Source organism: Psychrobacter sp. NG27 (genome assembly GCF_016106655.1).
GTDB lineage: Bacteria > Pseudomonadota > Gammaproteobacteria > Pseudomonadales > Moraxellaceae > Psychrobacter.
In genome coordinates this window covers 19,022-40,328 of record NZ_JADGIN010000005.1, presented here as the reverse complement: position 1 = coordinate 40,328, position 21,307 = coordinate 19,022, and the positions used below count along the sequence as shown (strand labels likewise).

Sequence of the window (21,307 nt, the reverse complement as noted above, 5' to 3'; positions counted from 1 at the left end):
CAATATACAAACATCAACAACGAATAACTCATAAAAAAGGCCATTAAGTAAATTAATGGCCTTTGCTAATGGCAATCTCTATATCTGGAACGCAAATCAGTTATTCACTTCTAGTTTTAACAACAACTGCCTAATCCAGAGGTTGGTATCACAGACTGGTTAAATGGCATCAACTCACCGCAGCCGGCAAAAATACCATAGTGACGACTGTCATCACCGATGAAATCAAAATGTGGTGCAAAGCGAGATTCGTTTAACATCCTAAACGTGTTGCCACAGACTGGGAATACGCGGCCAGCCTCAATAGCGTGATGTTTATCAAGATCAAAACGATGCGGTGACTGCGCAATAGATCCTTTATATATAACCGCTTGACCATGATCTTCGCAAGCATCTTCGAGCGCTACAATCTTAAACAAACGATAAGTGGCAGAGAAAAACTGGATATCGCCAATTTTTGCCGCCAAGGCAGGATCAGTAATCTCAAGCGGACGATCCTCGACCAAACGTACGTCTAAAAACCCTGCGTTTTGTGACAAACGGATAAAGTCTTTCCAATATAATGCACCGCTCAAGCACTCGCCATACAAGACTGGATCATCTATCAGATGTTGCGGAATACGGCGGTCAGCATACACATCAGAAAAATAAAACTCGCCGCCAGGCTTAAGCAAACGCTGCACACTGGCCATGACTGCTGCTTTGTCTGGTGAGAGATTGATCACGCAGTTTGAGACAATAATATCGAAGCTGTCATCTGCAAGATTGAGCTCATCTAGCTTTTCGATATAGCCATGCAAAAAAGTCACATTGTCATAACCAAACTTGTCGATGTGATATTGCTGATGCTCTTTGGCAATGGCCAGCTGCTCATCCGTCATATCGACGCCGACCACATGTCCACTCTTGCCTACCAATTGTGCCAATGCATAGACATCACGGCCTGAACCACTGCCCAAGTCCAAAATTCGGCAACCCTCAAGCAGTGCAGGACATACCAGCCCGCAGCCATAATAGCGGCTCAGCACTTCATCGTGGATATTGGCCAGTAATGGCTTGAGCCACTCCGGCATATTGCTCACATCACAACACGCTGAGGTTTTTAGATCGGCAGTGCCTTGTAACTCTTTACCATAGTAATTTTGCACAACGTCATGCATAACAACATCCTTATTGAGAGTAAAATCTGAGTAAACATCATAAAAGTAAAGCGATATGATATAAATACATCTATGACAAGCGTGTGCTGAGAGTCACCTAGTCGTTCGTATGGTCATAAATATTGAGCAAACTTAAGCCAATATGGTGGCAGATGCTCTAAATCCTGAGGCTCATCAATGTCATGTAACGGCGCTAACAATGCCAATGTCCAACCCAAATCCGCCACACGCTGCTGGGTCACAGCGGCCACGCTAGCTGTACTCCAGATAATGTCCGAAAACAGACTACCATCAACTTGCTTAAACCCGAGTAATACATAGCCACCATCAGTCGCTGGAATCATAACCGCATCATGGTCATCGAGCTGCTTTACCGCTGTCTGAATACGTTCTGCCGTCAGACAGGGACAATCAGACCCTATCAATACGATTATTTGGTATCTTTTGAGGGCATCTTGACTTGCTGTGATTAAACGCTTGCCCAAGTCGCCCTCTACTTGAGTCGACCATTGCAATGAGTCAGGCAAATTAAGAGTTTGCCAGCAAGGGTCTGTCGCTACTGGACTGACACATAACTCAACAGCAAAATCAGTAGCGACGGCTTGCTCAACACTATGCAACAGCAATTGTCTTGCCATACGAGCAGCACCCTCTACGCCTAATGCTGGTTGCAGGCGAGTTTTTGCCATATCACGCGCCGGATATTTGGCAAACAATATGACACAAGTGTCTGGGTGTTGTGCATCAGCTATCGTACGGGTTGTGTGAGGACTTGAATACTCAGTCATACCAGGCCGCATCCTTAATCTAAGGGATATTAATATTTATATCGTTGATTCGGTTTAAAAGAAAGTCAGGGCAACCGAGTGCAAATGTATAGCTTGCACTCGACTTTCTTATATCGAAGTCATTTGGATTCAACGATAGTAGCGCTGCCTTAATACTTCAGGGGGTACGCCACGCCAATAATCAAAGCGCAAATGCCACATCAAGAAAATCGTCTGCCACGTACCATGTTGCTGCCAACGCCGCGCTGAGGTCGTCACTTTACTTTTTAGGCAAGCAGGCTTAGCAATACTTTTTAGACGTTTGCAAAGTTCAATATCTTCCATCAATGGCTGATCGGCATAGCCATTCATTCGCTCAAACAAAGACCTTTTGATAAAAATCGCTTGATCACCCGTGGCGATACTCACTAAGCGTGAACGCTTATTGATCATCATGGCGACGATTTTTAATAATGGATCACGGCTGTCTAGACGCACATCGAAACGTCCCCAGTCATACTGAGTCATTGCCTGCTGAATGTTATCTATCGCATCAATTGGCAACTCGGTATCAGCATGTAAAAATAGCAAAACATCCTCTGTTGCTTGCCTAGCGCCCATATTCATTTGCCGAGCACGTCCTGCTACGGATTCAATCACTTGCCAGTCGATAGTAGGCTGCGCCACACTTGATAAATCGTTTAATAAACGTCTAGCGATGCCAACCGAATCATCCGTCGAGCCACCATCCACCACTATCACTTGTGATGGCGGTGGATATAGACCATTAATATGAGCAATGAGCTGCGGCATATTGTCCGCTTCATTGAGCAACGGAATGATGATAGAGATATTCAATAAATGCACCATTTTGATGAATCATCATCAGTTTCGCCTATCTTTGATAAAGATCAGCACCTGTATCGACCAAAATCTAGAGTTACTTTTTATTTAAGTTCCAATTGTAATCGGTATAACTGATTTTGATTTTGCCTTGCTTTAAGTCAGCGGTTTGGGATTTGCTCAATCCCAACGATGAAGAGTAACGACCCAAAAACCCTTCTAAATCGTTGGTACTACGCCAATTGGTCGCAAAGTCTTCTTTGTACCATTTGAATATTGGCGATACACTCAGCGTATTACCTTTTAGACGATTGCGGCTACTGTCTGCCAAAAATTTCGAGGTAGCTTGCTCTAATTGCCCGTCCAAACCTTTACCAGTGAAAGCATCATCTTGTAATGCAGGGCAGCCAATACTGGCGCAGTTAACGGCGAAGTGAATGCGCGGATCGTTGTAACGCTTAGAGCCACGAATAAGATTATGCTCGATGTCGTCAAGCGAACGTGTTTTGCCCAATAATGGAATAAACTCTTGCTTCCATGGTGAGCTCAAAACGCTGCCAATATCCTTGATAGACTTAATATTTGGATATTTTGTTAGTACCAAATCGACCGTGCCAGCATTATAAACATTGATTAAAAATGCCAACTGCTCGTTTTTACTCCAACGATTAAATTCTGACTGCGATACTTTACTGGCTGAATTGAGATAACTGGTGAGCTTAGCTTTATCTGCCTTCATACCGGCATAGTTCACAACAGAAGCTTTGCCACCATTGGTCATGGTTACGTTCTTATTTAACAAGCTATCCCAGCTTTGATGGTTAAAATCAGCATAAGCAGCAACACTAAATAATAAAATTGCTGTCGCCATCACTGGTTGTACCACTAGGTTTTTGACTGAAAAATTAGATTTGAGCATAAGGTTGACTCCATTTGAATCGATGATTTTTGCTAAGACATAGCTATTTGATATATTTTTTAGACGTGGTTAGCTTTTAGACGTGATTGTTAGTAGATTTTGCAAACTAGTAGAGCTTATACACGCGACTGCTAATCACGCTTTAAACGATCGTATCTTCTACGATATGAGATTGTAGCTCTTCTTCTAGTGCGCCGCCGCAGCTACTACCCTGTCCTGCGGTGCAACCGTAACAATGATCAGCAATGGCAATGTCATCGCCAGAAGGATTTTGGGTCAACAGATCGCTCAAATGTCGACGTGAGGGTTTGGGTACTGGTATCTCTAGCTGCTGATTGAAATCACAATCAAACAACTCTCCTAGCCAATTGACGCTAATGGTCGAGCGACACATAACCCCAGCTAGATTGGCAGCGACATAGTTCTCTTTGAGCAGGGTCATGTAGGGGTGGAATTGATCTTTGGCCAATAGCACTGCACCAAAACGTTGGATCGGCATGTTAGTAAGTGCAAACAGTTGATTAAACTCGATGTCGAAATGCTCTTTTAGCTCCCGCTTGTAGTCGGCTTCCAACTGCTGCTGATTGGGCGGCAGTGTGGCACCTTGCGGATTGAAGACCAGATTCAGTGTCAGGCTTGAGTCAGGCTTGCCATAACCCAAACTATTGAGCTTTTGTAACCCCAATATACTGTCATCAAATGCACCTTTGCCACGCTGTTTGTCTACATTTTCTAGGGAATAGCATGGCAATGAGGCCACCACTTCTACCTGATTGTCTGCTAAAAACTGCGCCATGTCCTCATAACCCTTTTCCATGAGAATGGTCAAATTGCAGCGATCTATTACTGTGACGCCGAGTGCGCGAGCCGCTTCTACCAAATACTTAAAGTCCTCATGCATCTCAGGCGCACCGCCCGTGAGATCAAGCGTGTCAATATTTTGCGCTTGTAGCACTTTAGGTATCAGCTCAACCAACTCTCGTGACATCATCTCAGTGCGATAAGGACTGGCCGCCACATGACAGTGTACGCACGACATATTGCACAAGTAACCCATATTGACCTGCAATATGGTTAATTGTTGGCGTTTAATAGCAGGAAAGTCCGTATGCTCAAGTAATTCAATAGTCGATTTCATAGTGGTACAAAATCCTTTTAGTTGTACAGCTAAAGAAAATAACAATGTAGAAACAGCGTATAGATAAGCATTATTGCAATGTAAATGCTTCAACGTAAGCAATGGCTTTTTTACTGTTATATCACTTAAAGTATCATACTTCAAAACTCTTAACTTTACATATTATCTAACTAATACTACCTTATTGTGAATGAACAGTGACAAATAAAATATTGGGCCTTTTATAATTATGAAAATTAAATATTATGCTGCGCAAGATGTCACAAAACGCTTGTCGATTTGACGTTTAAGATACCATACCCAGCGCCCTTGGAGGCTCACACTCCCCCAGCTGCCAATGGCATACTTATCACCGCAAGATAATAAATACAGCGTACGTGTTTTTGGTTGATACTCTGTTAGCGCCTCACCTTGCAAGTAAGCCAGTAGATTACCCGCTTCTATCGCGCCGCCATGCACCGCATGGACACCTGAGTGAGCGACATATTGGTCTACTCGTGTTGCCACATCCCCTACTGCAAATACATTGGGGTGCGAGACACTCTGCTGCTGGCTATTGACCGCGACAAACCCATTATCTACCGTTTCCAAATCAGTTGACGCTGTCCATGCCGCGCCTCTCACGCCAGTGGCAGCGATAACCGCATTCACCGGAAACGAGTCATTAGATGTTGACAATTGACCATCACGATACGCTGTCGCTCGTGCCTCAATCATAGTAATACCGTGGCGGTGCAACTGCTTGATCACTCGCTGCCGAAAACTCGGTACGAATCCAGACAGCAGATTCTCACCGCAGATCAGTGTCACTTGATGATTGCCATTGATTTGCTGTAAGGCAACCTGTGCCGCCATCACCAATTCAGTGGCGGCAGCACCTGCGCCAACGATAGCCAATCGATACTGATCAGACTGCCGAGCATCATCTAAAATCTGCTGCCATTGTATGGTAAACGTCGATAATGGACGGATAGCAATGACTTCATTTCTTAAGTCATTGCTCATATCATCACGGTTATCATTGCCCTTATAATCATCTGCTTGGCTTAACCCGCGCAAGTCAGTATCGGCACCCGTATTTAGGGACAGCACATCATAATCAAAACGCTCATTGCCACTGGTGTCTACCGTATTCGATGCGGCCGTTATCTTGGTAATTGACTGCTGAATGAAACGCACGCCAGCTCGCAAGCACAGAGATTTTGTGTCAATGCTAATATCATCGAGCTGATAATGCCCTGCCATCCAGCCAGGCAGCATTCCAGAATAAAGCGTGTGGGGTTGCTCACTAATCAGATGAATATCCGTATCTATCAATGCATTCGATGCGTTGTTTTTTGAACGATCAGCGCTGATTCGGCGCAGCAGTCCGATATGAGCATGCCCTGCTCCTGCTAATAATAGTGTTTTTTTCGATAAACGTTTCATAGGTTATTTTGTATCAGTCAGTGGTATAGTCAGTTTAATATAGAAAAGAAGCTGTGCTGGTTTTTTACCGATAAGCGCGGCTTTAATCACTTAAGCGATTAAAGCCGCGCTTTGGTGTTCTATAGAAAAGTACCATACAAATGAAACAGGTTTAAGATTGCTCTGTTGTAGACGTGCGATGACCACCTTAATGGCGTAAACAATGCGTGTTAAACGATGCCACCTGAGCACTCAGGCTTGATAATATTTACAGTGTTGAAGCAGGCATGTTATCTACTAGCATCTGCGCACCTTCAGCCGTTTAAAAGTCACTTAATTTTTATATAGCTGATTCATTTTAAAAGGGAAACAAGGCAACTCAAGGCAACTAAGCTCAGAGGTAACTGAGATACTCCAAGCGAGGTTAACGCTTCCGCTCTTTTATATAGGATTGACCATAACACTAAAAATAATCTGTCCGAGTGGGTCACTTAACCTAGCAAAAGCAGGTAAAATACACTCATATTCAATGAAGCAGACTCTTTAAAGCCCTATAATTATTTAATTTTTTGACATATCATTTATAGTGGCTGTTAGCATATTTCAGGTAGACTGCCTCTTTATTCATCAAAATTATAACGACTGAAAACCCGTCAAGGAATACTACATGAGTACCAGTAACGACCATATTCTCTCCTCCGACAATACTCACTACTTGCACCATGAATTTTTTGAACCAAGCGATGCAGGCGTTGATATCAGTGCCACGTTATTGATTGTACATGGCATGGCAGAGCACAGTGGGCGCTATAGCGACTTTGCACAGTTTTTGGCAGATAACGGTATCGCGGTGGCAACTTATGATCATTTGGGTCATGGGCAAACAGTAAAGACCGAGGCAGATCTGGGGTTTTTTGGAGACGAGCATCCTGTACAGTCATTGCTAAAAGACGTGATAGTCATGGCCGATAGCCTAAAAATGCGTCATCCTAATGTCCCACACTTCGTGCTGGGACACTCTATGGGCTCTTTTATCGTACGCAATGTGCTCAAGCATCACGCGCGTAATTTTTCAGGGGCGATATTGATGGGCACTGCGGATGCAAACCCATTAACCAAAGTTTTACTGCCCATTAATAAGTTGCTTACAAAAGTGGCACCAAGACAGCCAAATACGATATTTTCCAACGTAATGAATAAGGTGCTTAACAGTCAATTATCTGACCGAGCTTCCTCATCACAGTTTGCTTGGTTAAGTGAAAACACGGCCAATATTGCAGCCTATGAAGCCGACCCAAAAACAGGCTTTGATTTTACCAACAACGGCTTTATGACATTATTTACTTTAATGAATACAGGGCTAAACAAGGGCTGGGCGACAACGATTGCCAAAGATTTTCCGATGCTATTCGTGAGCGGAGAAGATGATCCAATTGGTGAGATGGGTAAAGGTATCCGTAAGATTGTCTCGCGCTTGAATAAGCAAACATTTAGCCGAGTTGATATTCAGCTTTATCCCAATATGCGTCACGAAGTACTGCACGAAACAGACCATAAAATAGTCTATCAAGATCTGTTAGCATGGATAAAAAGCACCACACCGGACGCTTAAACCATGATGCATGAGTCGTTTTACGCAGTCCTATTCATGTTTTTTCTAGTACAGACATAATGAGACACTGAACTTGTTTGCTAAAAGCGGTCAAATTAGCGACAATACGGCAAGTAATTTTTCAGTCCAAATTTAAGCAAACATTTAACTATAAGTACGATTTATTTTTTAATTACCTTTAACTAACGTTAGGATTTTTTATGTCATTACAACAAACCATCGAACAAGCTTTTGAAAACCGTAACGAATATAGCCCAAGCACTATGCCGCAAGACGTACGTGATGCTGTCGAGCAGGTGCTTGAGCAACTAGATAACGGTAGCCTACGTGTTGCAGAAAAGAAAGACGGTGAGTGGATCGTCAACCAATGGGCGAAAAAGGCGGTATTATTGTCTTTCCGCTTAAACGACAACTACGTTCAGGCAGCTGGTGAGCATGTGCAGTTTTATGACAAAGTGCCGACTAAATTTGCTGACTGGACAGAAGCACAGTTTAAAGAAGCTGGCGTACGTGTAGTACCGCCAGCCGTTGCTCGTAAAGGCTCTTTCATCGCAGCTGGTGCAGTACTAATGCCTTCATACGTCAATATCGGTGCATATGTCGATCAAGGCGCTATGGTAGATACATGGGCGACCGTTGGCTCATGTGCGCAAATCGGTAAAAACGTCCATCTATCAGGCGGTGTTGGCATCGGCGGTGTATTAGAGCCATTACAAGCCAACCCGACTATCATTGAAGACAACTGCTTCATCGGTGCACGCTCTGAAATCGTTGAAGGCGTAATCGTTGAAGAAGGTTCTGTCATCTCTATGGGTGTGTTCATCGGTCAATCTACCCGCATTTATGATCGCGAAACTGGCGAGATTCATCGTGGCCGTGTACCAGCTGGCTCAGTTGTCGTACCTGGCAGCTTACCGTCAGAAGATGGCACACACAGCTTGTATGCCGCTATCATCGTGAAAAAAGTAGATGCGCAAACTCGTGCAAAAACATCAGTCAATGAGCTATTACGCTTAGCCTAATATTTTTAGCATTTGTAGTCTCGTACCCAAACAGTACGGATAACGACAGCTCCTCTTTATCAAAGACGTTGAAGAAAACTTCAGCGTCTTTTTTACAGCTTAATAGAGGGTGGTGCGTTATAATCCGTTTTTTTGGTTTGGCTTTATCCAAACGCAAAACTCCCATACTAGAACCTGCCTCTTTATTACGATTGATAAATGCTTAATCCCATTATCAACCTATAACTGTATTTGACATATTATGAGTGAATCGCTATTACGCACCGCCGCCATCCCTGTCACTGATCCTGAAGCGGGTCTACGTCTGACTGAGATTTTTTATTCTTTGCAAGGTGAGGCGATAACGTCAGGCTTACCGACAATATTTGTTCGCCTGACCGGCTGTCCGCTTCGCTGTGTCTACTGTGATACCGAATACGCCTTTACCGGCGGCGAGCGTCAGTCATTAGAGACCATCATGGAGACCATCAAAGGCTATCCATGCAAACGCATCTGTTTGACTGGCGGAGAGCCATTAGCGCAGCCGAATGCCATTGAACTGATGAAACGTTTGCTGAGCGATGGCTATGAGATATCGCTTGAGACGGCAGGCGCGCTCACGGTAGAAAACGTGCCAACAGCGGTCAGCAAAGTGATGGATCTCAAGACGCCAAGCTCAGGTGAAGTCGATAAAAATCTATGGTCAAACCTCGACTACCTCACTCAGCATGATCAAATCAAGTTTGTCATCATGAACCGTACCGATTATGACTGGGCAAAAGCTATGTTAACCAAGCATAAGCTGCACGAGTTAGTTGGTACGGTATGGTTTTCTCCGATGTTCAATGTCGCAGATGATGTCGATGAACAGTTCAGCCCTGAAGTACCTGTATTGGCGCGTGAGCTTGCAGAATGGATGTTGGCAGATGCGCTACCTGTACGTTTCCAATTGCAACTGCACAAAATCATTTGGGCAGATGCCAAAGGCAAATAAACACCTCAACGTCTGAACATATAGTCAATCAATGTTAAAAATGGTATAAGGCGGACGAGCGCAAGTACTACAGTAGTAGGCTAAGCGAGTCTAACGTCTGAACATATAGTCAATCAATGTTAAAAATGGTATAAGGCGGACGAGCGCAAGTACTACAGTAGTAGGCTAAGCGAGTCTAACGTCTGAACATATAGTCAATCAATGTTAAAAATGGTATAAGGCGGACGAGCGCAAGTACTACAGTAGTAGGCTAAGCGAGTCTAACGCCGTAACATTTCAAGAGTGATTCGACTATACAAACAAATAGCAAACCATCAATAGAGATAAAGATATGGTCAAACTCATCTTATTAGGCTTATTATCGGGCGCATTTTTTAGCTCGACGTTTGTCCTAAATGAGCTGATGAGTGCTGCTGGTGGACATTGGTTTTGGTCAGCCAGCCTTCGCTATTTATTTATGTGGTTGATTCTTACGGCCATTATCGTCATGCAGCATGGCTTTGGACGTATTAGAGAGCTGTTCGCTATCTTTAGCCACCATTGGAAGTTTTGGTGCATTACCGGTAGTATTGGCTTTGGTGTTTTCTATACGGGCATATGCTACGCGGCTGATCATGCTGCGGGCTGGGTCGTCGCAGCAACCTTTATGTTTACCGTCGTCGCAAGCCTGCTTGTTTTACTAGTGTTTGGACAGCGTTTTGATAAGAAATTCATCGCTTATGCATTATTGGTGTTTTTCGGTGTAGTACTGGTTAACATTAGTGAAGGAATACACGCTGCCTCTGTATTGGGTGCTGATGCCATTCCTATGAAAGACATGCTGCTTTACGGTGCGTTGCCTGCGTTAGTAGCAGCCTTTAGCTATCCCATTGGTAACCAGTTGGTTTGGCAGGTCTCTTATAATGCCAAACAGAAAAATACTGAATCACAAGCTCTGACGCAAGCGACTGACCAGACGGCGGAAACTGAACTGCCGCCTTTGTCGGCTATTGATACTCACTATCCGGCAGACTCGATCAGTATTGCTCATACGACAGACGCTGCCTTAGCCGAACCAACCCCTTCTCTACTGCAAGGCTTAATTGCAAATATTCCCGCTATCCAAACCACCTTACTGCAAAATGCTTTTAACAAGGTATGGCTCATGACATTGGGTACTGTACCATTTTGGATAGTGCTGGGTCTGATCGTTCATCCTGAGTTGCCAGAGACGAAGCAGGTATTTAATACGCTGCTGGTTGCTTTATTAGCTGGCGTGGCAGCTACCAGTATTTTTTTATATGCCCGTGAAAAAGCAGAGACCTCAAGCGAAGTCGCTGGTGTCGATGCCACTCAGGCTAGTGAGGTAATCTTTGCTTTGATTGGCGGTATGATACTGCTCAATAACACCCTGCCATCAGCGATGGGATTGTTCGGTATTGGTCTGATCATAATAGGCCTGATTCTATTTGCAAAAGATGGCTAGGGTATATTCTCAATTCAAGCGATAGCTATCTAGCTGGGCTAGAAATGGCCAAAAAGTGTCTTACCCTACGACCTAACGTTTGGCCACTTGATGACCAGCGGTTTTATATTCAGCTATTTAACATTCTACTATTTTTGATGATTTAGATTTGGTAATACAACCATGGCTCATGCTTTAATTTTTCCTGATATTTTATTGTACTTGTTAGATATGGTGGGCGTAATTGCGTGCGCGATAGCAGGTACGCTACTTGCTCAACATAAAGGCTTCGATATTTCGGGCTGTATCTTAGTGGCGATGGTCAATGCGATTGGCGGTGGTACGCTACGAGATATGGCGCTAGATCGTCATCCGCTGTTTTGGATGACTGACCTCAATTACGTGATTGTTATTACTGTGACGTCTCTTATTTTACAAATATTTTTTCATCTGTATCATAAAATAGATAATGCGCTCAAACTCTTTGATGCCATTGGCCTCGCAGCATTTAGTGTGATTGGTTTTAAAATTGCATTGACACAAGACATGGCACCCCTTATCGCTGTGATGATGGGCGTATGGACTGCGATTCTTGGTGGTCTGCTACGGGATATCATCTGTAATGAGATACCACTGGTGCTACAGCGAGAGATTTACATCACGGCCAGCGTTGCAGGATCGGTCACTTATCTGGTGTTGCAGTACTTTGGGATAAGTGCTGGGGTCAATGAGTTTATTATGCTCTTTGTTATCTTTTTCGTGCGTATGCTAGCCCTTAGATTCGACTGGCACTTGCCTTCTATCCGCTTAGTTGCTTAAGATGGAAATCATGGCTAATCGAATTTTTAGGTTTTGTATTAGCCTTTACCTTATCAATTGATAACCATTGAAAATTTGTGAGACTTTGTCATGTTGGCCCTCTCAGTGGATCCTACAGTACTGATTACTACGTTTGACCCACGCTCTTTGATATACGTTTTTGACATGATTGGTATTATCGCTTGTAGTGTGTCAGGCACGATATTAGCCAAACACAAAAACTTTGACGTGTTTGGCTGCCTACTCGTGTCTATCGTTACTGCTATCGGTGGCGGGACAGTACGCGACGTCATCCTAGATCGTCATCCACTATTTTGGATGGTCGATATGAGCTATTTGACGGTTATTACCCTGTCGTCATTGGTCATGCAGATATTTTTTCATCCCAACTCTAGACGCGTTGATAAGTTTCTTAAACTCTCAGATACTATCGGTCTATCTGCTTTTACATTAATCGGTATTAAAGTCGCTGATAGCATGGGTGCCAATGTACCCGTGGCGTTATTGCTCGGTGTGATTACCATCATCGTCGGCGGTATCATCCGCGATATGATCTGCAATGAGATTCCATTAGTCCTACAGCATGAGATTTATATCACAGCAGCGCTAACTGGTGGTATTCTCTACTTTGCGCTGACCAATTTAGGCGTGACAGACTGGATTGCAGATATATCCACGATGGCGACGATCTTTACGTTGCGTATGCTCGCTATTCGCTATGACTGGCAGTTCCCGACGCTTGAGTGGAAATACTGATATTAGCCTAGATAAGCATTAAGAATGCCAACGCGCCCGTATTTGAGCGCGTTCAGCGTTTACATTTTAACCGTGCTCTACTACAGCCAAGTCTTTTACCATTAGCTGCAAGCTTTGTTTACCGTTCCATTCATTGATGTCTAGCTGAAACAGTATATGCACTTTTTTGGCACGATAATCCCAAGCATCATTATCAAAGTTAAAGCAAATTGCCTCAATCGGATACTGAACATCTGGATAACGCAGCGAGAGTTTCAGGTGTTTATCCTTTAATACTTTAAAACTTAATACTTCAAAGATACCATCAAATATCGGCGGTGCAAAGCCATGACCCCAGATACTGGCATTCGCCAAGTGTTCAGCGAACCATAAGCTAAAGTCACTTGCCTGTAATGCCCCATCTGTGAATTTCTGCTCAGCAAATACCTCATCATCCATCTGCGCCATGACTTCATTAAAAGCTGTGACAAATCCCTCAAAGTTACCGCGCTTAATCGTTAAACCTGCTGCCATCGCATGTCCACCAAAGTGAGTAATCAACTCAGGGTAACGCTCAGCCACTTGCTCAATCGCATCACGAATATGCACGCCAGCGATAGAACGTGCCGAGCCTTTAATGGCGCTGTCTTCATCAGTGCGCTCAGTATTTGCTGGTGCAAAAACGATGCTAGGTAAATAGTGGCTCTCTTTTAGGCGACCAGCGACAATACCAATGACTCCCTGATGCCAGTCATCTTGATACAAAATAATGCTTCTTTTAGCACCATTAACAGCCTTCTTTTCAGGCTTACTGTGAATAATGATATCGCTACTCTCATCTATATCATTATCAGTCTCCACTGCCAATGTGGCTACAATGCTATCTGCTTGCGTCCGCATCTCGCCTTCTACCTGACGGCGAGTACGGTTCAGCTGCTCAAGCTCTTGCGCCAAGCGCTGTGCCGTACTCCAATCTTCCGTCAACAAGCACTCGATACCAATGCGCATATTGTCCATGCGCCCAGCAGCATTGATACGTGGACCTAAGACAAAACCAAAATCCTGTGCATGCAACTGCTTGGGATCTCGGCCCGCTTGCTCAAGCAACGCCAGTATCCCCATACAGCAGCGGCCTTGACGAATAGCAGCTAACCCATGATGGACTAAGATGCGATTGTTCTTATCCAATACCCCAACATCGGCAATCGTCCCAAGCGCCACTAGATCTAAATACTGGCTCACTTGTACAGTAGACTTACCAGCCTCTCGGCGTAGCTTGGCTAGACGTCCAAGCACATAGAACGCCACTCCGACTCCGACCAGTGCCTTACTAGCAAAATCGCAAGCGAGTTGATTGGGATTAACCACGGCTTCCGCAGGTGGCGTCTCTTTGGTTGTTAGATGATGGTCAGTGATGATCACGGCGATACCATCAGCTTGGGCGCGAGCCACACCCTCATGACTTGAGATACCATTATCTACGGTCACAATCATATCTGGCTGATAGGTTTTAATACCCAATTCGACAATCTCTGGTGTCAGACCATAACCGTACTTAAAGCGGTCTGGCACTAGGAAGTTAGCAACAGCGCCCATTTTTGTGAGTGCGCGCACCATCAATGCCGTACTGGTTGCACCGTCGCAATCAAAGTCGCCAACGATCAAGATGCGCTGCCCCTCATCGATAGCGACGTCCAATAGACGCACTGCTTCTGTGACACCGTGCAGCGCCTCAGCCGGCAATAGACCCGATAGACTGGTCTCAAGCTCATCAGGCACAGTGATACCTCGCCCCGCGTATAGGCGAGCAAGGGTCAATGATTGGGCGGCAAGTGGTTGCAACGCGGTAGGCAACTCGTCGATGCGAGTACTGGTATAACGGGGGGTTAAATTTAGCATGGGTGTATTCTACTGGCTTTAACTGAGTGCCACAACGGCAATCTATAACATCTCTGTACATCATTCAATGTTGTATTCATTCTGAAGAATCCTTAGTTTAATAAGCACCTTTAATAAATAATGCCCTTAGTACATACCTATTGCATACAGTCCTTTATTTACAAAAAGGATGCATAGGTACCCTAATTTTCTGCATTTTGCTACAAAGCAATGATTGTATGGCTCTCAGAAATCCATAAAATAGTAGGCAACTGAGAGACTTGCTATTTATTGAACTTTTCATTGTTTACATGTTAATTATTTATAAGGATTCTTTATGAAAACCACACCAGCTGCTGAAAAACTACCAAACACTATCGATCCTAGCTTAGATCTTGAGCAAGTCCGAAAAGAATGCATTGGAATGGTAAAAAAACGTGCCAGAGTATCTGCTGGTGTTGCTATCATTCCTGTGCCTTTCTTTGATGTGGCAGTTGATGCTGGCATGTTGACACAATTGATTCCTGAGATTAGTGAACGATTTGGTTTAATTGAAGACCGCCAGTCTGCCATCAATCTAGAATCACGTGAAGTTCATTGGAGTGCTGTTAAAGACCGTACTGTCGATTTTGCTGGTCTAATGGCGACACGTGGTATCGTCAAAAAAACTATTCAAGGCTTTGGTGGTCGTATCGCAGCCAAGCAAGTGACTAAGTTCATTCCACTGGGTGGTCAACTGGTCGCAGCGACCATGGGTTACACGATCTTTAAGAAAATCGCCACTGACCATATCAATGAATGCTATAAACTCGCAAAAGATATTCAGCAAAAAGAACACGGCAAAAACGTTTAGAAAAATAAGCAAATACACATGTAAAGAGCTGGCCAAGACACTGTTTTGGCCAGCTCTTTTTATGGATCACCTTTATAATAAAAAAGTAGCGTGTTGGTTAGTGATGTTATTGATATGCTTTACTGATAAAATGCAGAGCCGATAACCCATTAAAGGACTAATATATGAAAAAATTTCTCGTTTCGACTGCTATGCTTGCCACTCTTGCGCTCGCTGGCTGTACATCAACAGGCACTGGTACGACTGCTGGTACTAGCGCTAATACAGCCATAACGACCGCAAGTGGTATCGGTATGAACGTATTTAAAGCTGCAATCGACAACCAATGTCGTAGCGAAATCGAAAAACAAACTGCTTGGCGTGTTGCTAGTGTGGCGATGACTGAAGCACAGCAAGAATCTGTCAAAACCAATGTTTGTGGTTGTGTCAGTGAGCAAGCACCTCAACAGGTCACTCTCGTTGAATTGGGTAATGCGGCGATTGACTCAAGCTACCGCACCCAATTGGTGGCGCAAGTCGTCGCAAAATCTATCCAGAGTTGCTATACAAGTTTTGCCAAATAGATTCAGTTGTTATCTAAACAGAATCAGTAAACCAATAAAAAGGGTGCGTTATCTATAACGCACCCTTTTTATTGCCAAACTTTTTATCACTAAATATTGGCCTCTGTCATTTAATAGGTTTGGTCGTGCGAACTGACTTATAACTTACCCGTACCAGATGGCGATGAAGATAAGGCAGCTGTAACAGGTAACACTCTACCTCGGCGAAAATACTTAGAAGAGCTATCAATGATCTTATCTACTTCTTTGGTCAAGTCATTGATCACATCATCGTATACACCATGATATAACTCTGTCTCAAATGCGGTAAATGGATGCTTACGAGAAGCTGAACCGACTTCCGTCACCCCTTGCTTACTATAAAAAATATCCACGCGCCCGTCGCTATTTAACACACAGTTCAATAAACCACCTTCAAGCTCCATCTCTATGCGCTCCGGCATAAAAATATAGTCATCAACATTGATGAGCTTTTTTTCTACTTCTCGTTTAAAAAATGATTTGATATCGAACATAGTTACTTCCCTAGCTTTAGAATTATGAGATACGTTAGCACGCTTAATTTTATGATTATTGTTCAGTACTTTTTTGCGTGCGTAATGATGCTTGTTTCGTTCACGTATCCTATAAGATAGGAATAGATTTTTTAAGGTACGATATGTAAAACTGCGTTTAGTGTTGGTAAAAATGACAGGCTAACATGAGACCTCAATCGCAAGTGATTAAAAAAGGAAGCTGCCAATCAGTAACTTCCCTTCTATATTATCAAACCGTCTTATCTAGCTTGATTAAACCCAACCTCTCTCACGAAATGACTTGAGCACTTCAACGAATACTGCCATCTCATCAGGTCTGCCAAGCGTCAAGCGATTGAATCCCGTAATAGGCGCAAACTCACGACCGACGGCAATGCCATGTTCGCGCATTCTATCAATGTAGGTCTGTACATCACCTTTTATCTCATGAAATATAAAGCTGGCCTGCGACGGTAAGTAGCGCAGGCCAAGCTCATCTAACGTCTGCTCAACTAACTGGCGTGATTGATTGGCAGTTTGCAAGCTTAATGCCAAAAACTTCTCATCATCTAAGGTCGCTAACGCAGCCACAGCCCCTGACAAATTGGTATTATCAATTGATATAAATGCCTCTAGTTTAGTAATCATTTGCGGGCTAGCGACTGCATAACCGACACGCATGCCAGCGAGGGCGCATAATTTTGAGAATGTCCGCACCACGACGATATTGTCTGAATGCGGCTTTTTTATCCAAGTAACACCACTCTCAAAGCTTGGATCTGTCACATACTCTGAATAAGCTTCATCTAATAAGAAGTAGTGATTGTCTGGCGCGCTCCCTACCCATTCTTTCAATATCTTGGTATCGGTAATGGTCGCCGTTGGGTTATTTGGGTTGCACAGATAAAGCAAGCTGATACCATCGAAGTCAGCAGCTACTTTTTGCATACTTTGCAAGTCAAAAGCATAGCTCTCATCTGTTAGTGGTACTTTTACCACAGATACATCGATGGAGGTAGCATACAGCTCAGCATAAGCAAAGGTTGGATGCGGTACTATGACTTGGAACTTTTTACCTGATATTAATGCTTGGTTTTGTAGCATCTGAATGACCGTACGGATGTTTTCGCTAGAGCCACTGCCTAGTGAGATTTGGCTCTCTGTAACGCCGTTTATGTCTGCGACTTTGGTAATCAGCGCTGCACGCTGGTCATCTGGATAACGAAAACCGATGTCTAAAGAATCTATGACTGCTTGCTTGGCAGAGTTTGCCATGCCCAGTGAGTTTTCGTTAGAGTTTAATTCTATTAAATTATTGGTAAGCACAGTGAATAATACGCCTAGATTGTATTCATTTTAAAGATCTGATTTGCTATGGCAAGATACTCAGCTTAGTTAGAGATTTTCCTCGCATGAACATTATTGCCGCTCAAACCTTTAAAATGCTATGTGAGTGATGAGATTGACCCCGATATGGTAAGTGGCATTGCTCGGTATTACAAGCATCCTGTGTGCTCTGGTATTTAATCAACCATAAAAAAAGTGAGGCAATTCTTAATCACCTCACCTTTGCTATATCTGTGCTGACCTATCAGATTAAATGTGCTTTTAACTCTAATACTTTATCACGCGTTTTCGCAGCATCTTCAAACTTCAAGTCACGCGACATCTGTTTCATGAGCTTCTCAAGACGGTTGATTTCTTTGGCAAGCAAATCAGGGCTACGTAAGATGCTAATGTCTACATCAGGCAGATTGCTCTTGATTGGAATCACTTGATTGTCATTGGCATTCTGATCGTCACCTGTATCGATTTTATCCGTGATACTACGACGCGCACCTTTAGGCGTGATATTGTGCTCAAGGTTAAACGCGACTTGTTTTTCACGGCGACGGTCGGTCTCGTCTATCGCTTTTTGCATACTGTTGGTGATGCGATCGGCATATAGTATGGCTTTACCATTAATATGACGCGCGGCGCGGCCAATGGTCTGAATCAAAGCACGCTCAGAACGCAAAAACCCTTCTTTATCGGCATCAAATATCGCTACTAGCGAGACCTCAGGCATATCCAAACCCTCACGCAATAGGTTAATGCCGACCAGTACGTCATGCACGCCAGTCCGTAGCTCGTGAATGATTTGCATACGCTCGACAGTATCGATATCAGAATGCAAATAGGCGACTTTGACATCATATTCTTTGAGATAACTGGTCAAATCTTCTGACATGCGCTTGGTCAACGTGGTAATCAATACACGCTCATCTTTTTCACGACGTTTGGTAATCTCCGATAGCACATCATCGACTTGAGTCAGTACAGGACGTATCTCAATCTCAGGATCAATCAAACCAGTCGGACGTACGACTTGCTCGACCACTTGCTCGCTGTGCTCTAACTCATATAAGGCTGGCGTGGCACTCACATAAATGGTTTTCGGCTTGATACGCTCCCACTCTTCAAACTTCATCGGGCGGTTGTTCATCGCGCTTGGTAGACGAAAACCATAATTGACCAAGTTCTCTTTACGTGATCTATCGCCTTTATACATCGCGCCAATTTGTGAGACAGTCACGTGTGATTCATCAAGGAACAGCAGTGCGTCCTCTGGAATATAATCAAACAGCGTCGGCGGCGCTTCCCCTGACGGGCGACCAGAGAGATGCTGTGAGTAGTTTTCGATACCGTTACAGTAGCCGAGCTGCTGTATCATCTCAAGATCATACTGAGTACGCTCTTTGAGACGCTGTGCTTCAATCAGCTTGTTATTCTCGCGGAAATATTCCAATCGTGGCTCTAGCTCCGCGCGTATAGTATGGCTAGCAGCTTCCAACTTATTACGCGGCGTCACATAATGTGATTTTGGATAAATGGTAATACGTGGCACGCTACGCACAGTCTTGCCCGTTAATGGATCGAACCAAGTGATCTTTTCCACTTCATTATCAAATAAATGCACACGTACCGCTAACTGCTCAGACTCAGCCGGATAGATATCTAGCAGCTCACCACGCAAGCGATACGTACCACGGCCAAAATCCAACTCGTTACGCATATACTGCATTTCAACTAGGCGCTTAATCGTCGCCGTACGGTCTATTTTATCGCCTACAACCACATGCAATAGCATTTTTAGATAGCTTTCAGGATCACCCAAGCCATAGATGCAAGATACTGACGCCACGATAATCGCATCACGACGCTCTAATAGCGCACGCGTGGCTGACAGACGCATCTGATCAATATGATCGTTGATGGCGCTGTCTTTTTCGATAAAGGTGTCACTCGCTGCAACATAAGCTTCAGGCTGATAGTAGTCATAATAACTGACGAAGTACTCAACCGCATTGTTAGGGAAGAACGACTTAAACTCGCCATATAGCTGAGCGGCAAGCGTTTTATTGTGCGCCATGATAATGGTTGGACGCTGGGTTTCAGCGATTACCTTCGCCATAGTATACGTCTTACCAGAACCCGTCACACCCAATAGCAACTGCTCATCCATACCTGAGTTAATACCGTTGACTAGCTTTTTTATCGCTTGCGGCTGATCGCCTGCTGGCTCAAAATCCGTGACCATCTCAAAGGCGCGGCTCGATATTTGCGTCCCTGACGCATTGACACCACTGATTTCAGCTTCACCTTGGAGCTGAGTGGCCAATTGATTTAACTGACGCGATGAACGCGGTTCAGGCATACGCATAATGGCTTTCTTCCTAATTTTTATAATGAGGTAAGGTTTATAACAATATGGGGTCTGAGTGATGGTTTTTAAAGGACAATCATGGGCTGGATACGATGCTAACGGGTACCAGTTTTAGCTTATATAGAGGTGCATAAGACCGATATTGTATACGCCTGTTTTGGCAAAAAGTCTAAGACAGTTATAAAAAACTCACAGGATTTTAGCTATATTTACAAAGTTTTTCATGGTTAACAAACTCTTTACACGACCACCTCACAAAGCCTAACACTCAAGGGTTTCAACAGTGATTTAAGGTGCTATCATTCATAACGAATCAACAAGTAGTTCATATAAAGAATGTCAAATAACAACAAATCAAATATTCAATAATAGAAAATGGAGTAAGATATGAGAGAACGTTACGCAAGTGGAATTTCAGACGACACCGCCAAAAAAATGATCGACCTGTTAAATGCCAATTTGGCAAACGTGATTGATTTGACTTTAGATGGCAAGCAGTGCCATTGGAACTTGCAGGGTACTGGTTTCATCGGTGTACATCAGTTACTAGATGACACGTCAGATCGTATCCTTGAAGTGTCAGATACTATCGCCGAACGTATTGTAATTTTGGGCGGTCAGCCAAACGGTCTAGCCAGTCGTGTGGTAAAAGAATCTATCCTAGACGATTACCCAACAGACATTACTGAAGTCGATCAACATGTTCGCGAGTTGACCAGCCGCTACAAGAAAGTAGCTGAAACGTTGCGTGAAGCAATCGCTGCTGCTGGCGATGCAGGTGATGAAGATACTGCTGATTTATTCACAGAAGCTAGCCGTATCATTGACAAAGATGCATGGTTCATTGGTGCTAATGCCCCAAGTAAATAATAGCAGTACAAGATGATGCGTCCTCAGACAGTAGGATGACATAAAAAAAGCCGTCACTATTGACGGCTTTTTTGTGCTTTGGG

The 21,307-nt window shown here is 43.8% G+C and carries 19 protein-coding genes; 9 read left to right on the top strand and 10 right to left on the bottom strand.

Annotation, left to right across the window (positions count from 1 at the left end):
- Window positions 1-116 precede the first annotated feature (116 nt).
- The 6 genes from IP485_RS09315 to IP485_RS09290 all read right to left on the bottom strand — a co-directional run bounded on the left by IP485_RS09315 (window position 117) and on the right by IP485_RS09290 (window position 6,255).
- Entirely contained in the window at window positions 117-1,160 is a 1,044-nt protein-coding gene (locus IP485_RS09315; RefSeq protein WP_198327008.1) for a methyltransferase domain-containing protein, read from the bottom strand.
- A 113-nt stretch (window positions 1,161-1,273) separates the two neighbouring features.
- Window positions 1,274-1,948: a TIGR04282 family arsenosugar biosynthesis glycosyltransferase gene (locus IP485_RS09310; RefSeq protein ID WP_198327007.1), complete on the bottom strand. Its 675-nt coding sequence runs from the start codon at window positions 1,946-1,948 to the stop codon at window positions 1,274-1,276.
- 129 nt (window positions 1,949-2,077) lie between these two features.
- On the bottom strand, window positions 2,078-2,797 hold the full coding sequence (locus IP485_RS09305; protein ID WP_198327006.1) for a TIGR04283 family arsenosugar biosynthesis glycosyltransferase: 720 nt from the start codon (window positions 2,795-2,797) through the stop codon (window positions 2,078-2,080).
- Between the two features lie 70 nt (window positions 2,798-2,867).
- On the bottom strand, window positions 2,868-3,689 hold the full coding sequence (locus IP485_RS09300) for a DUF547 domain-containing protein (RefSeq protein WP_198327005.1): 822 nt from the start codon (window positions 3,687-3,689) through the stop codon (window positions 2,868-2,870).
- 142 nt (window positions 3,690-3,831) lie between these two features.
- Complete coding sequence (gene arsS / locus IP485_RS09295; RefSeq protein WP_198327004.1) at window positions 3,832-4,827, bottom strand: arsenosugar biosynthesis radical SAM (seleno)protein ArsS; 996 nt, start codon at window positions 4,825-4,827, stop codon at window positions 3,832-3,834.
- 243 nt (window positions 4,828-5,070) lie between these two features.
- The gene (locus IP485_RS09290; protein WP_198327003.1) at window positions 5,071-6,255 is read right to left on the bottom strand and encodes an FAD-dependent oxidoreductase; all 1,185 of its coding nucleotides are present in this window, start codon (window positions 6,253-6,255) and stop codon (window positions 5,071-5,073) included.
- A gap of 646 nt (window positions 6,256-6,901) precedes the next feature.
- Between IP485_RS09290 and IP485_RS09285 the strand changes: the two genes are divergently transcribed.
- The 6 genes from IP485_RS09285 (at window position 6,902) to IP485_RS09260 (ending at window position 12,860) form a co-directional block, all read left to right on the top strand.
- Window positions 6,902-7,846, top strand: coding sequence for an alpha/beta fold hydrolase (locus IP485_RS09285; protein ID WP_198327002.1), 945 nt, complete (start codon window positions 6,902-6,904; stop codon window positions 7,844-7,846).
- 200 nt (window positions 7,847-8,046) lie between these two features.
- Window positions 8,047-8,868 carry a 2,3,4,5-tetrahydropyridine-2,6-dicarboxylate N-succinyltransferase gene (gene dapD, locus IP485_RS09280; protein ID WP_110922464.1) on the top strand — a complete coding sequence of 274 codons (822 nt, stop codon included), beginning with the start codon at window positions 8,047-8,049 and terminating at the stop codon, window positions 8,866-8,868.
- A gap of 241 nt (window positions 8,869-9,109) precedes the next feature.
- Window positions 9,110-9,841: a 7-carboxy-7-deazaguanine synthase QueE gene (queE, locus tag IP485_RS09275; protein ID WP_198327001.1), complete on the top strand. Its 732-nt coding sequence runs from the start codon at window positions 9,110-9,112 to the stop codon at window positions 9,839-9,841.
- Window positions 9,842-10,172: 331 nt separating this feature from the next.
- Window positions 10,173-11,306, top strand: coding sequence for a multidrug resistance efflux transporter family protein (locus tag IP485_RS09270; protein WP_198327000.1), 1,134 nt, complete (start codon window positions 10,173-10,175; stop codon window positions 11,304-11,306).
- Window positions 11,307-11,468: 162 nt separating this feature from the next.
- Window positions 11,469-12,104: a trimeric intracellular cation channel family protein gene (locus IP485_RS09265; RefSeq protein ID WP_198326999.1), complete on the top strand. Its 636-nt coding sequence runs from the start codon at window positions 11,469-11,471 to the stop codon at window positions 12,102-12,104.
- Window positions 12,105-12,194: 90 nt separating this feature from the next.
- A complete protein-coding gene (locus IP485_RS09260; RefSeq protein WP_198326998.1) occupies window positions 12,195-12,860 on the top strand; it encodes a trimeric intracellular cation channel family protein in 666 nt (221 codons plus the stop codon).
- A 66-nt stretch (window positions 12,861-12,926) separates the two neighbouring features.
- On the opposite strand, the gene recJ is transcribed toward IP485_RS09260, so the two are convergent.
- Window positions 12,927-14,738, bottom strand: coding sequence for a single-stranded-DNA-specific exonuclease RecJ (gene recJ / locus IP485_RS09255; protein ID WP_198326997.1), 1,812 nt, complete (start codon window positions 14,736-14,738; stop codon window positions 12,927-12,929).
- Window positions 14,739-15,054: 316 nt separating this feature from the next.
- Between recJ and IP485_RS09250 the strand changes: the two genes are divergently transcribed.
- The gene (locus IP485_RS09250) at window positions 15,055-15,570 is read left to right on the top strand and encodes a hypothetical protein (protein ID WP_198326996.1); all 516 of its coding nucleotides are present in this window, start codon (window positions 15,055-15,057) and stop codon (window positions 15,568-15,570) included.
- Between the two features lie 164 nt (window positions 15,571-15,734).
- Window positions 15,735-16,133: a hypothetical protein gene (locus IP485_RS09245; RefSeq protein ID WP_198326995.1), complete on the top strand. Its 399-nt coding sequence runs from the start codon at window positions 15,735-15,737 to the stop codon at window positions 16,131-16,133.
- A 137-nt stretch (window positions 16,134-16,270) separates the two neighbouring features.
- Here IP485_RS09245 and IP485_RS09240 read toward each other — a convergent pair whose 3' ends face one another.
- The 3 genes from IP485_RS09240 to uvrB all read right to left on the bottom strand — a co-directional run bounded on the left by IP485_RS09240 (window position 16,271) and on the right by uvrB (window position 20,351).
- Entirely contained in the window at window positions 16,271-16,648 is a 378-nt protein-coding gene (locus IP485_RS09240; protein WP_194363930.1) for a hypothetical protein, read from the bottom strand.
- A 273-nt stretch (window positions 16,649-16,921) separates the two neighbouring features.
- Window positions 16,922-17,974: a histidinol-phosphate transaminase gene (locus IP485_RS09235; RefSeq protein ID WP_320159130.1), complete on the bottom strand. Its 1,053-nt coding sequence runs from the start codon at window positions 17,972-17,974 to the stop codon at window positions 16,922-16,924.
- A gap of 265 nt (window positions 17,975-18,239) precedes the next feature.
- Window positions 18,240-20,351 carry an excinuclease ABC subunit UvrB gene (uvrB, locus tag IP485_RS09230; RefSeq protein ID WP_198326994.1) on the bottom strand — a complete coding sequence of 704 codons (2,112 nt, stop codon included), beginning with the start codon at window positions 20,349-20,351 and terminating at the stop codon, window positions 18,240-18,242.
- 390 nt (window positions 20,352-20,741) lie between these two features.
- Here uvrB and dps point away from each other — a divergent pair, with 390 nt between their 5' ends.
- Window positions 20,742-21,224, top strand: a complete 483-nt coding sequence (gene dps / locus IP485_RS09225) for a DNA starvation/stationary phase protection protein Dps (RefSeq protein ID WP_197177332.1) — start codon at window positions 20,742-20,744, stop codon at window positions 21,222-21,224.
- Window positions 21,225-21,307: the final 83 nt, after the last annotated feature.

Coding starts and splice junctions, on each gene's coding strand:
- IP485_RS09315 (WP_198327008.1), bottom strand. CDS start 1,160: ATGCATGACGTTGTGCAAAATTACTATGGTAAAGAGTTACAAGGCACT.
- IP485_RS09310 (WP_198327007.1), bottom strand. CDS start 1,948: ATGACTGAGTATTCAAGTCCTCACACAACCCGTACGATAGCTGATGCA.
- IP485_RS09305 (WP_198327006.1), bottom strand. CDS start 2,797: ATGGTGCATTTATTGAATATCTCTATCATCATTCCGTTGCTCAATGAA.
- IP485_RS09300 (WP_198327005.1), bottom strand. CDS start 3,689: ATGCTCAAATCTAATTTTTCAGTCAAAAACCTAGTGGTACAACCAGTG.
- arsS (WP_198327004.1), bottom strand. CDS start 4,827: ATGAAATCGACTATTGAATTACTTGAGCATACGGACTTTCCTGCTATT.
- IP485_RS09290 (WP_198327003.1), bottom strand. CDS start 6,255: ATGAAACGTTTATCGAAAAAAACACTATTATTAGCAGGAGCAGGGCAT.
- IP485_RS09285 (WP_198327002.1), top strand. CDS start 6,902: ATGAGTACCAGTAACGACCATATTCTCTCCTCCGACAATACTCACTAC.
- dapD (WP_110922464.1), top strand. CDS start 8,047: ATGTCATTACAACAAACCATCGAACAAGCTTTTGAAAACCGTAACGAA.
- queE (WP_198327001.1), top strand. CDS start 9,110: ATGAGTGAATCGCTATTACGCACCGCCGCCATCCCTGTCACTGATCCT.
- IP485_RS09270 (WP_198327000.1), top strand. CDS start 10,173: ATGGTCAAACTCATCTTATTAGGCTTATTATCGGGCGCATTTTTTAGC.
- IP485_RS09265 (WP_198326999.1), top strand. CDS start 11,469: ATGGCTCATGCTTTAATTTTTCCTGATATTTTATTGTACTTGTTAGAT.
- IP485_RS09260 (WP_198326998.1), top strand. CDS start 12,195: ATGTTGGCCCTCTCAGTGGATCCTACAGTACTGATTACTACGTTTGAC.
- recJ (WP_198326997.1), bottom strand. CDS start 14,738: ATGCTAAATTTAACCCCCCGTTATACCAGTACTCGCATCGACGAGTTG.
- IP485_RS09250 (WP_198326996.1), top strand. CDS start 15,055: ATGAAAACCACACCAGCTGCTGAAAAACTACCAAACACTATCGATCCT.
- IP485_RS09245 (WP_198326995.1), top strand. CDS start 15,735: ATGAAAAAATTTCTCGTTTCGACTGCTATGCTTGCCACTCTTGCGCTC.
- IP485_RS09240 (WP_194363930.1), bottom strand. CDS start 16,648: ATGTTCGATATCAAATCATTTTTTAAACGAGAAGTAGAAAAAAAGCTC.
- uvrB (WP_198326994.1), bottom strand. CDS start 20,351: ATGCGTATGCCTGAACCGCGTTCATCGCGTCAGTTAAATCAATTGGCC.
- dps (WP_197177332.1), top strand. CDS start 20,742: ATGAGAGAACGTTACGCAAGTGGAATTTCAGACGACACCGCCAAAAAA.